Annotated in this window: 8 protein-coding genes; 6 read left to right on the plus strand and 2 right to left on the minus strand. The window is 66.7% G+C overall.

The annotated features are described in order from the left end of the window. Positions 1 to 3: 3 nt before the first annotated feature. Together DM374_RS21070 and DM374_RS21075 are read right to left on the minus strand one after the other, a co-directional pair. Complete coding sequence (locus tag DM374_RS21070; protein ID WP_177431588.1) at positions 4 to 1,305, minus strand: spinster family MFS transporter; 1,302 nt, start codon at positions 1,303 to 1,305, stop codon at positions 4 to 6. Then, positions 1,302 to 2,285, minus strand: a complete 984-nt coding sequence (locus DM374_RS21075) for a flavin reductase family protein (protein WP_110971637.1) — start codon at positions 2,283 to 2,285, stop codon at positions 1,302 to 1,304. Before DM374_RS21075 ends, DM374_RS21070 begins: the two co-directional genes overlap by 4 nt. Before the next feature lie 197 nt (positions 2,286 to 2,482). Between DM374_RS21075 and DM374_RS21080 the strand changes: the two genes are divergently transcribed. The 6 genes from DM374_RS21080 to DM374_RS21105 all read left to right on the plus strand — a co-directional run bounded on the left by DM374_RS21080 (position 2,483) and on the right by DM374_RS21105 (position 11,619). Next, positions 2,483 to 3,919 carry a coniferyl aldehyde dehydrogenase gene (locus tag DM374_RS21080; protein WP_110971638.1) on the plus strand — a complete coding sequence of 479 codons (1,437 nt, stop codon included), beginning with the start codon at positions 2,483 to 2,485 and terminating at the stop codon, positions 3,917 to 3,919. A gap of 18 nt (positions 3,920 to 3,937) precedes the next feature. Then, positions 3,938 to 5,590: a methyl-accepting chemotaxis protein gene (locus DM374_RS21085; RefSeq protein WP_110971639.1), complete on the plus strand. Its 1,653-nt coding sequence runs from the start codon at positions 3,938 to 3,940 to the stop codon at positions 5,588 to 5,590. A 98-nt stretch (positions 5,591 to 5,688) separates the two neighbouring features. Further along, positions 5,689 to 7,227 (plus strand): amidase, encoded by a 1,539-nt coding sequence (locus DM374_RS21090; protein ID WP_110971640.1) that lies wholly within the window; start codon positions 5,689 to 5,691, stop codon positions 7,225 to 7,227. Between the two features lie 215 nt (positions 7,228 to 7,442). Beyond that, the gene (locus DM374_RS21095; protein ID WP_110971641.1) at positions 7,443 to 9,155 is read left to right on the plus strand and encodes an FAD-dependent oxidoreductase; all 1,713 of its coding nucleotides are present in this window, start codon (positions 7,443 to 7,445) and stop codon (positions 9,153 to 9,155) included. Further along, positions 9,152 to 10,843, plus strand: coding sequence for an FAD-binding protein (locus DM374_RS21100; protein ID WP_110971642.1), 1,692 nt, complete (start codon positions 9,152 to 9,154; stop codon positions 10,841 to 10,843). Before DM374_RS21095 ends, DM374_RS21100 begins: the two co-directional genes overlap by 4 nt. Then, the gene (locus DM374_RS21105; protein WP_110971643.1) at positions 10,840 to 11,619 is read left to right on the plus strand and encodes an SDR family oxidoreductase; all 780 of its coding nucleotides are present in this window, start codon (positions 10,840 to 10,842) and stop codon (positions 11,617 to 11,619) included. Before DM374_RS21100 ends, DM374_RS21105 begins: the two co-directional genes overlap by 4 nt. The last annotated feature ends 15 nt before the right edge of the window (positions 11,620 to 11,634 follow it).

An 11,634-nucleotide genomic window follows, 5' to 3' on the forward strand; every position in this document is an offset into this window, starting at 1 on the left:
ACGCTATCGATTCACTTGCCGCGAGGTGCGCAGCAGCAACAGCACCGAACCCAGCACCGGCAGACTCACCAGCAACAGCGCGTAGCGCAGCGAATCCTCGCCGGCCAGCGGCAACAGCAGATCACTGAGCAACCCGGCCAGCAGCGGACCGATGCCGATCCCGAGCAAGGTGCTGACGATGGTCTGCAGGGCCATTGCCGCGCCACGGCGGTTGGCCGGCACCAGTTGGGTGACGAGGTTGTAGGACGGCGCCACCCACCACACGGCAAAAAAACTGTACAGCGCACACCAGAGCATCGCCGTCGGCACCGGCAGGCTGCCCAGGTGCAGCAGCACGGTGTCGGGCCACAGCAGGTACGTGGTCAGGGCGCTCATGGCGGTGAGGTGGCCGATGACCGGGATCGAGAATTGCCAGTGCGCGTCACGCCGGCTGAGTCGGTCGCTGAGCCAGCCGCTGAACAGCCCGCCGACGCCTGCGGCAGTTCCGCAGATCACCCCGGCCAGTATTCCGGCGTGTTGCAGCGAGAGGTCATGGGAGCGCACCAGAAAACTGGTGTTCCACATGGCGATGGCGTAGGAACTGAGGGTGGTCAGGCCGCCCGCCAGGATCAACTGCCGGTACGCCGGCAAGGCCCACAGGCCACGGGCTTCGGCGGTCAGGCCGGGAGACACGCCGGGAGCATGGGGCGTGAGGTCCCAGCGGCCGCGAGGCGGGTCGCGGACGATAAAGGCCAGCGCTGCCGCAAATAACAGCGCCGGCACGCCCAGGGCGATAAATGCCACGCGCCAGCCGTAGTGCTCCACCACCCAGGCGCCAACGCTCAGGCCGATGATCGAGGAGAATGTCGGCGCCGCCGTGAAGCAACTGATGGCGAACGAGCGCTTCTGCGGCGGATAGAGGTCGGCGATCAACGACAGCGAGGCCGAGGTGGTCGGTGATTCACTGACCGCCACCGCCATCCGCGCGAGCGCCAACAGCAGGAAACTGCCGGCCACCCCGCAGGCCATGGTCGCCAAGGCCCAGAGCAGACACGACGCCGCTAGCAAACGGGTGCGCGGCAGGCGGTCCACCAGCCGTCCGGCGGGCAGGCCCATGACCGCGTAGACCACGGCGAAGGCCAGCCCGGAAATCAGTCCCATCGCGGTGTCGCCGACGCCGAACTCGGCCTTCACCGGCTCGATCATCACCGCGAGGATCTGCCGACCGACGAAGTTGTCGGCAAATACCACCGCCAGCAACGCCAGCAGACCATGGGCCCGCCAGCCCACCGGCGCCGCCGACAGGGCCGGCACGGCCGCGCTCATCGCGGCGCCCAGAGGTCGGGCAAGCCGGGGTCGCTGACCACGATCAGGCGCTTGAGCAGCACTTTCAGCGCCTGGGCATCGGCGATGCCGAGCTTGGCGGTCAACTCCTGCTCCACCACCTTGGCCAGCGCAACCTGCTGCAATGACGTCTCGCGGCCCTTGGCAGTGAGGACGAAACGCAGGTCGTCGTCATCGCCTTCGATCGCCACCAGTTGCTGGCGTTCGAGGAAGCGCATGCCGGCCAGGGTCACCACATGCCCGGTGTAACTGACGAAGGTGTTGATCTCGTCGAGGTTGAGGTTGTCGCGAATGCACAGCACGGCAAGGATGAAAAACGCCTGCTCGTCCAGTTGCTGGTTGCTGAGCATGTGCCGCAGCACGTTGAGCACCTGGTAATGCCCGCGGCCCAGCAGATAACCGAGCAGGTCTTCGGTGTAGCTGCACTCGGGCGGCGGCGGGGTGGTCGCCAGGCGCAGTTCGTTGCGCGGCTTGCGTGTGGTCAGAGCGTACTGGCCGCTCTGGAACGCCAGAGGCACACGGTCGCTGTGGTCGAAGGCGAGCACCTCGCCGACGAAGATCACATGGTCGCCGCCCTCGTACTGGAACGCCGTGCGGCACTGGAAGCGCGCCGTGCAGTCCTGCAGCAGCGGCGCTTCGCTGATCCCGCGGTCCAGCTCGACCTCGGCGAACTTGTTCTCGCCCTGGGTGGCGAAGCGGCCGGAGAGTTTTTCCTGCTCGGTGGACAGCACGTGCACGTTCCAGTGCTTGCCGCTGCTGAACACCGGCAGGCTGCGCGCCTGCTTGGACAGGCTCCAGAGCACCAGCGGCGGATTGAGCGACACCGAGTTGAAGCTGTTGGCGGTGATGCCGACCGGCGCACCGTCTTCGCCTTGGGTGGTAATGATGGTCACGCCGGTGGTGAAAGTGCCGAGCGCCGCGCGGAAGGCCTGGGGATCGAAACTGATGTGTTGTGTTGCCATGACTGGCCTCATGGATGTTGTTTTCGTGGTGCCAGTATTGGACGCGGCCGAACGCGCTACATCGTCTCAACGGACTAACGCTTTTGCTCGATCCTCGTCCGATCGGACGAGGCGCGGCGGGGCCTGGCGGGGCAACGTGGTCCAAGGCGCATCGGGCGCTGCCAAGGCCATGAAGGCCACTTCGCAAGGGGACACGCATGAGTTCAGTCGCATCATCCGTCGACACGCTTTCAGGCCTTCTGGCTCGGCAGAAAAGCGCCTTCAATGCCGCCGGCGCCGTTGACGCGGCGACCCGCCGCGACCGCATCCAGCGCGTGATCGACCTGCTGGTGGCCCACCACGGCGAACTGACCGAGGCTATGGACGCGGATTTCGGCGGCCGTCCTGCCGGTTTCTCGCTGATGAACGATGTGCTTGGCGCGCTGGCCTCCCTCAAGCACGCCCGCGATCATCTCGCGCACTGGATGCAGGACGAGCAACGCCCACCGTTCGTGCCTTACGACCAATTGGGCGCCAAAGCCTGGATCATGTACCAGCCCAAGGGCAGCGTCGGCATCATCGGCACCTGGAATGCGCCGCTCTACACCTTGTTCAGCCCGCTGGCGTCGGTACTGGCGGCGGGCAACCGGGCGATCCTCAAACCCTCCGAAGTGACCCCGCACACCGCTGCGCTGGTGGCCCGGCTCTGCGCCGAGCGCCTCGATCCGCTTGAAGTGGCGGTGGTAACCGGCGACGCCGAACTGGCCGAAGCCTTCACCGCGCAGCCGTTCGATCACCTGGTGTTCACCGGCAGCACCGCCGTTGGCCGTGCGGTGATGCGCAATGCTGCACAGAATCTGGTGCCGGTGACCCTGGAACTGGGCGGCAAATCGCCGGTGATCATCTCGACCACGGCGGACCTGGACCAGGCCGCCTTGAGCATCGCCGTGGCCAAGGCCACCAATGGCGGGCAGATCTGCATCAACCCCGATCTGGTCTATGTGCCGCGCCACCTGCAAACCTCGTTCATCAGCGCGCTGCGCAGTGCCTACGCCAGCCTGCACCCGAGCATCCAGGGCAACCCGGACGTGGTGGCGGTGGTCAATCAGCGTCATCTGTCGCGGGTCGAAGGTTATATCGACGACGCCCGGCAGCGCGGTGCTCGCATCGAATCCTTGCCGGAAGCGCTGCCACTGGACGCCAACGACCGCCGCCGCCCGCTGCGCCTGGTGATCGACCCGCCGCAGGACGCGCAGATCATGAACGAGGAAATCTTCGGCCCGGCCATGGTCCTGCTCAGCTATGACGACCTCGGCCAGGTCATCGACGCGATCAACGCCGGCCCGCGGCCGCTGGCCCTGTACTACTTCGGCCAGGACGCGGCCGAGCAGCGCCAGGTGCTGGAACGCACGGTGTCCGGTGGCGTGACCCTCAACGACGTGATGATGCACGCGGCGATGCACGACGCGCCGTTCGGTGGCGTCGGTGCCTCCGGCATGGGGCATTACCACGGCCGCGAGGGCTTCCTCGAATTCAGCCACCTGCGCACGGTGTTCAAGGCCCCGGCCCATGACCCGCGCCGCGAGTGGGGCCTGCTGCCACCCTATGGCGAGCACTACCTGGCGACGATGCTCGCCATGGTCACCTCCGACTGACCCGGGCGAGGAACGACCGTGTTCAAAGCCATCACCATCGCTCAGCGCCTGTGGATATGGGCGCTGCTAGCCACCTTGCTGTTCGTCGCCGCCGTCGGTTTCGGCGTCTACGGGCTGCAACAGGCGCGCGACAGCCTGCGCACCATCAACGAAGACAACCTGGCGACCCTGCTCACCTTCGGCGAGATCCAGCACCGCCTGGATGAAAGCCGGCGACAGGCGTTACTGGCGGTCCTGCAGGATCCGGACGGACCGCTGATGGCAGCCTTCGACCGCTCGGTGGAAGTTACCCTCGGCACCATCGAAGCCAACGGCCAGGCCGTGACCCAGCGCTGGAGCGAGTACCGCCAGCGCGACCTGAGCGCTGAGGAACAGCAGGTCGCCGAAGCGTTCGAAAGCCATTACGCCGTTTGGGTCGAGGAACTGACGATCCTGCTGGAGTCGCTGCGCGCCGGTGATTTCCGCCTGCCGGGGATCATTTCCTTCCTGCGTGTGGCGGAACCGGCCGGCAGCGCCGCCGGCGTCGAACTGGGCAAGTTGCAGGCGCTGCAACAGGCTGCGGCGGAGCAGGCGTATGAAGCGGCGCAGCGGCGTTACCAGCGTACCGTTCTGGCGTACCTGTTGTTGGGTGTGGTCGGTGTGGTGGTGGGCAGCGCCACGGCGCTCACCACCCTGGGCCGGCTGCGCCGCGCCTTCGGCCAGGCTTCGGCGAGCATGCGCGCAATTGCCGGGGGCGACTTGTCGCAACCCATCGTGATCCATGGTCGCGATGAATTTGCCTTGATGCTCGGCGACACCGCCGCCATGCGCGACAGCCTGCATGGCCTGATCTCGCAGATGCGCGAACTGGTCCAGCGGGTCAGCCGCGAGGCGGCGCACCTGGCCGAGTCGGCGGAACTGGCATCAGTGGCGACCCAGCAGCAGAGCGAGGCGGTGCGCGGCATTTCCAGCGCGGTGGAACACCTGTCTGGCTCCATCGGCGAGGTGGAAAACCATGTTGGCGTGTCCCGCGATATCACCCAGCACTCGGCGGGGCGTTCGGGCAAGAGCGAAGGCTTTATCCGCGACATGGCCCAGGAAATGAACCGCATCAGCGACGTGATCAGCGACACCGCGGTGCATATCCACGAACTGGAAGTGTTTTCCGCCGAAATCAGCGATGTGCTCAACGTTATCCGCAACATTGCCGAGCAGACCAACCTGCTGGCCCTGAATGCCGCGATCGAGGCGGCCAGGGCAGGGGAGCAGGGGCGCGGTTTTGCCGTGGTCGCCGATGAAGTAAGGTTGCTGGCCCAGCGCACCGGGCGCTCCATTGGCGAGATCGACATCACCGTGCAACGCATCCAGGAAGGCACCCGCGCCGTGGTCGATGGCATGGGCCGCGTGGTGTTGCGGGTCCGCGAAGGCGTCAATCTGGCCCACGAAGCCGGTGATTCCGTGGCGCAGATCCGCACCGGCACCGACGACGTGATCCGCAGCGTGGACACCATCGCCGCAGTGATCGACGAACAGGTTCGCGTTACCCGCGAGATGGTCGTGCGGGTCGAGAATGTCTCGGCGGGTACCGGCGCGCTGTCGGCGAGTGCCGGGCGCAGCGCCGTGGCGGCAGCGGACCTGGAGCAACTGGCGCGGGCGCTGGATCAGCTTTCGGCGCGGTTCAATGTTGCCTGACAGATAGCCGACCGCAGCCCCTTGTAGGAGCGAGCTTGTCGGGGCGCCGAACCGTCGCGATGCCCCTAAAACCATAAATAACTAAAAAGGTGCCCTCCATGACCACCGAAATCCCCCGCCGCACCGTGCTCAAAGCCACTGCCGTCAGCGCCGGCATCGGCCTGCTCGGCCGATTCGCCAGCGTCCAGGCTGGCGACCTTTCCGCCAGCGACTACCAATCCCTGGATGCCTGGGCCATGGCCGAGGCCGTGCGCAAGGGCGAACTCTCGCCCGAAACCCTGCTCAACGCCGCCCTGGCCCGCCACGCGCTGGTCAATCCCAAGGTGCAGGCGGTGAACATGCTGCACGAGGACTACGCCCGCAAGCTGCTGGCCCAGCGCGGCGCCGCCGGTCAGCAGACCCAGGGTGCGCTGGCCGGCGTGCCGGTGCTGCTCAAGGACCTCAATACCTACCTGCAAGGTACCACCACCAGCAACGGCAGCCGCCTGTTCAAGGACGCGCCGCCCGCGCCGTTCACCAGCACCCTGATCGCCCGTTACGAGCGGGCCGGCGCGGTGCCGTTCGGCAAGACCACCTGCCCGGAATTCGGCCTGACCACCACCACCGAATCCCTGGCCTGGGGCCTGACCCGCAACCCGTGGAACCTCGGCCACAGCGCCGGCGGTTCGTCCGGTGGCGCCGCCTCGGCGGTAGCGGCGGGCATCGTGCCGGTGGCCCACGCCACCGACGGCGGCGGCTCGATCCGTATCCCGGCGTCTTATTGCGGCCTGGTCGGGCTCAAGCCCGGCCGCTACCGCACCCCCAGCGGCCCGGCGCATTTCGAGGGCTGGTTCGGCGCCAGTGTTGGCAACGTGGTGTCACGCAGCGTGCGCGACACGGCGCTGTTCCTTGATGCTGGCCACGGTCATGAGCCCGGCAGCGCCTACTGGGCCGCGCCGGTGGAACGCCCCTACGTCGAAGAACTGCGCCGCGATCCGGGCAAGTTGCGCATCGCCGTGGTCCGCCAGTCACTGACCGGCGCACCGCTGGACCCTGCGATCGCCGCGACCCTGGAGCAGACCATCAAGCAATTGCTCGGCCTGGGTCATGAGGTGGAAGAGCTGAACCTCGGCATCGACCCACGACAACTGTTCGGCGCCCACGGCGCGGTGATCGGCACTGCGCTGTTGAGCCTGGTCCATGACCGCGAGCAAGCGCTGGGCCGCGCTGCCACTCCTCAGGATCTGGAGCAGATCACTCAGGTGGTGCTGGAACGGGCCAAGGGCGCCAATGGCGAAGCGCTGTACCGGGCGCGGCAATCGTTCGAAAGCATCGGCGCGGCGATGGAAAAGCACTTCGAGCGCTTTGACCTGATCCTTTCGCCGGTCACCGCCAACCTGACGCCGGAAATGGGCTTGCTCACCCTTGATCAGGGCTGGGACAGTTATGCCCACCGGGCCATGGGCAGTGCCGGTTTTACCGTGCTGGCCAACGTCAGCGGCCAGCCAGCGATTTCCTTGCCGCTGGGCATGAGCGAGGGCGGATTGCCGGTAGGCATGATGTTTACCGCGCGGCTGGGCGGGGAGGATGGGTTGTTGCGGATTGCCAGTCAGTTGGAGCAGGACCGGCCTTGGGTGGGGCGGCGGGCTGTGGTGTAAAAGCTGATGGCCTCATCGCGAGCGAGCTCGCTCCTACAGGTTCATTAGCGCGATCCCTGTAGGAGCGAGCTTGTCGGGGCGCCGAACCGTCGCGATAAGGCCCACCTAGTCCGCTTTGACGATGATCCCCACCCCGCCACCCGCTGAAGATGGAATCAGCCGCCGGCCGCACACGCCGCCGGCCTTTCCTGACCTCAGCTAATGGCATAACAACAATGACGGCTCAAGTTCAGTCTCAATCCGCCTACGACGTGATCGTCGTCGGCTCGGGCGCGGGTGCGATGACTTCGGCGGTGTTTCTCGCCGATCACGGCCTACGTGTCTTGATCGTGGAAAAAAGCGACAAGTACGGCGGCACCTCGGCGATCTCCGGCGGCGGGATCTGGATCCCCAACAATCACTATTTCGCTCGCCACGGCGGCAACGACAGCCGCGAGCTGGCACGCACCTACCTGCAAGCGTCCGCGGGCGAGCATGTCGAACCGGCCCGCCTCGAAGCCTACCTCGACAACGCGCCGAAGATGATCGAAGCACTCACGCGCAACAGCCGTGTGCGCTACGCAGTGGCGGCGAAATACCCGGATTACTACCCGCATCTGCCCGGCGCGCTGCCCGGCGGCCGGACCCTTGACCCGGAGCTGTTCGACACCAGCCTGCTCGAAGACGAACTGGACAATCTGCGCAAGCCATCGCCCTCGACCCTGCTGATGGGCCGCATCGCCTGGACCGCGCGCCACGCGCACAAGGTCATGGCCCGCAGCTTTGGCTGGCGCCTGCTGATTCTCGGCTTGATGCTGCGTTACAAACTCGATTTCAAATGGCGCAAGAAAAGCAGATACGACCGCCGCGCCGCCCTCGGCAGTTCGCTGGTGGCAGCGCTGCGCCGCTCGCTGATGGACCGCAACGTGCCGCTGTGGCTCAACACCGACTTCAGCGAGTTGCTGATGGACGACGGCAAGGTCGCCGGGATCGTGGTCAATCGCGACGGCCAGGAACTGCGCATTGCCGCCCGCCTCGGGGTGATCTTCGGCTCCGGCGGTTTCGAGCAGAACCAGGCGCTGCGTGAACAGTACCTGCCCAAACCCACCGAAATGACCTGGAGCGCCACGCCGCCCGGCAACAACACCGGCGCCGCGTTGCTGGCCGGAATGAAGGAGGGCGCCGCCACCGCGCTGATGGATTGGGCCTGGTGGGCGCCGACCATCGCCGTGCCGGGCGAAGACAAGCCCCGCGGCATCTTCGCCGAGCGCGCCTTCCCCGGCGCCATCGTGGTCAACGGCCTGGGCCGGCGCTTCGTCAACGAGGCGGCGCCGTACCTGGAATTCGTCGACGCCATGCACCGCGACAACCAGCACAGCGGCGGGCGCAGCGTGCCGGCGTGGGTGATCTTTGACGCGCATTTTCGCTTCAATTACGCCATGGGCCCGCTGATGCCGGCCCAGGTCATGCCCGACAGCCGCCTGCGCAAGGAATGGCTGAACAGCCTGTACTGGAAGGCCGACACCCTGGCCGACCTGGCCGGGCAGATCGGCGTTGATGCCGCCGGCCTGGAAGCTACGGCAAGCAAGGTCAACGATTACGCCCGCACCGGGGTCGATGTTGATTTCGACCGGGGCGGCAACGTCTTCGACCGCTATTACGGCGACTGCAATATCAAGCCCAACCCGTGCCTGGCGCCGCTGCGCAAGGGGCCGTTCTACGCCATGCGCCTGGACGCCGGCGACATCGGCACCAAGGGCGGCCTGCTGACCAACGAGCATGCCCAGGTGGTACGCGAAGACGGCACGCCGATCCCCGGCCTGTACGCCATCGGCAACTGCTCGGCGTCGGTGATGGGCACCCGCTATCCGGGCGCCGGCGGCACCTTGGGCCCGGCCATGACCTTCGGCTATGTCGCCGCCAACCACCTGGCCAAGGAGGCTTCATGAGCGCCGGGAAGGGATGGGTGACGCCGGTTCTGCCGCCGTTGCAGGTGGACGACAGCGGGTCATTGAAGTGGGACGCGCAGTGCGAAGTGCTGGTGCTCGGCTGGGGCGCAGCCGGTGCTTGCGCCGCCTTGCAGGCGCGGGCCGAAGGCGCTGATGTGCTGGTGGCCGACCGCTTTCGCGGTGGCGGTGCCAGCGCGAAAAGCGGCGGAGTGGTGTATGCCGGTGGCGGCACCCGCCAACAGCGTGCGGCCGGCTACAACGACAGCTCCGACGCGATGTTCGACTACCTCAAGCATGAAACCCAGGGCGTGGTCAGCGATGACACCCTGCGGCGCTTCTGCGACAACAGCGTGGCCAACCTGGAATGGCTGGAAAGCCATGGCGCGCCGTACTCCCACGAAGTCCCGCCGGGTGGCAAGACCTCCTACCCGCAGGACGGCTATTACCTGTACTACTCCGGCAACGAACTGGTGCCGCTTTATGGCGGCGTCAACCCTCCGGCCCCGCGCGGTCACCGCACCGCCGGCAAGGGCCAGTGCGGCGCGGTGCTCTATGCCCACCTGCAAAGCGCCTGCCTCAAGGCCGGGGTTCGCACGCTGCTGCAGGCGGCGGCAAAACGCCTGGTGCAGGATGGCAGCGGTCGGGTGATCGGCGCCGAATTCTGGCGCCTGCCGCCGGGCAGCGAGCAGGCGACGCTGCATGCGAAATGGATCGAGCGCGCCGAGCGCCTGCAGAATTTCGCCCCGGCTTACTGCGACAGACTGCGCCAGCGCGCCAGCCAACTGGAGCGCGATTTCGCCCGGCCGGTGCTGGTCCATGCGAGCAAGGCAGTGATCCTCAGCACCGGTGGCTTCATCTTCAACCGCGAACTGATCGCCCAGCACGCGCCGAAATTTCGCCGCAACTTCAAGGTCGGTGCCACCGGCTGCGACGGCAGCGGACTGCGCCTTGGGCTTAGCGTCGGCGCCGCCAGCGACCGCCTGGAGCGGGTTTCGGCCTGGCGCTTCATCAACCCGCCGTACAGTTGGCACAAGGGCATCGTGGTCAACACCGAAGGTCGGCGTTTCTGCAACGAAGAAGTCTACGGCGCCACCCTCGGCCAGCCGTTGATGGAAGAGCAGGGCGGGCGCGCCTGGCTGGTGCTGGATGCGCCGCTGCGCTGGAAAGCCATTCGCGAAGCGTTGTTTGGCGGCTACTGGTGGTTCCAGAGCGTGCCGGCCCTGGCGCTGATGCTGCTCAAGGTGCGCAAGGGCAAGAGCCTCGATGAACTGGCCCGGGCTACCGGGATGAATGCGGCGGCCTTGCGCGAGTCGGTCCAGGCCAACAATGCCGCGGCCCGTGGCGAGATCGGCGATCCCTTCGGCAAGTCCCGTGGCGGGCGCCGGGCGCTGGAAAAAGGCCCGTTCCAGGCCTGCGATATTTCCGTGGGCAACCCGATCTTCCCGCTGGGCGCGCTGACCCTCGGTGGCCTGCGGGTCGATGAGCAGAGCGGCGCGGTGCTGGACGTCGCCGCTCAGCCGATTCCCGGCCTGTATGCCGCTGGCCGCGCCGCGGTGGGGATTCCGTCGCACCTGTATATCAGCGGTCTGTCGCTGGCCGACTGCGTGTTCTCCGGCCGTCGCGCCGGTCAGGCCGCAGCCCGAGAAACACTGAACCAAGCGCAATTTGCCGATGAGGCCCTGTCATGACTGAACTGCAACAGAAACTCCCCGGCCGGGTGCACGACAAGATCGCCCTGATCACCGGCGGTGCCAAGGGTATTGGCCGGGCCAGCGTGCGCCTGCTGGCCCGGGAAGGTGCCCGCGTGGTGATCGCCGATATCGATGGGGCGGCGGGTGAAGCCCTGGCCGCCGAAATCGGCGACGCGGCGCTGTTCACCCCGCATGACGCCAGCAGCGAAGCAGGCTGGCAGCAACTGATGGGCGAGGTGCGTGAGCGTTTCGGGCGGCTGGATATCCTGGTCAACAACGCCGGGATCCTGATCCCCGGCACCATCGAGGAAACCACGCTGGAGGACTGGCACCGGCTGATGCGGGTCAACGCCGACAGCGTGTTCCTCGGCTGTCGCGAGGCCATCGGGTTGATGAAAACGGGGGGCGGTTCGATCATCAACCTGTCGTCCATCGCCGCCCTGGCCGGGCGCGACGATTACCTCGCCTACAGCGCCTCGAAAGGCGCAGTGGCGGCGTTGACCCGTTCGGTGGCGGCGTTCTGCCGACGGCGCAAGTACCGCATCCGTTGCAACAGCCTGCACCCGGACGGCGTATTGACCGACATGACCAGTGGTGGCTTCCCCGTTGGTCTGGACCCTGAGCGCCTGACCATCGACAGCGACCCGATGAACCGCATGTGCCGGCCCGAAGACGTGGCGGCCAGCGTGCTGTTCCTCGCCAGCGACGAGGCGCGGGCGGTTAACGGCGTCGAGTTGCGGGTGGACAGCGGGCAGATGGTGATGAGCATCTAGGCTCTGTATGAACAG

This window comes from Pseudomonas huaxiensis, from assembly GCF_003231275.1.
GTDB classification, from domain to species: domain Bacteria; phylum Pseudomonadota; class Gammaproteobacteria; order Pseudomonadales; family Pseudomonadaceae; genus Aquipseudomonas; species Aquipseudomonas huaxiensis.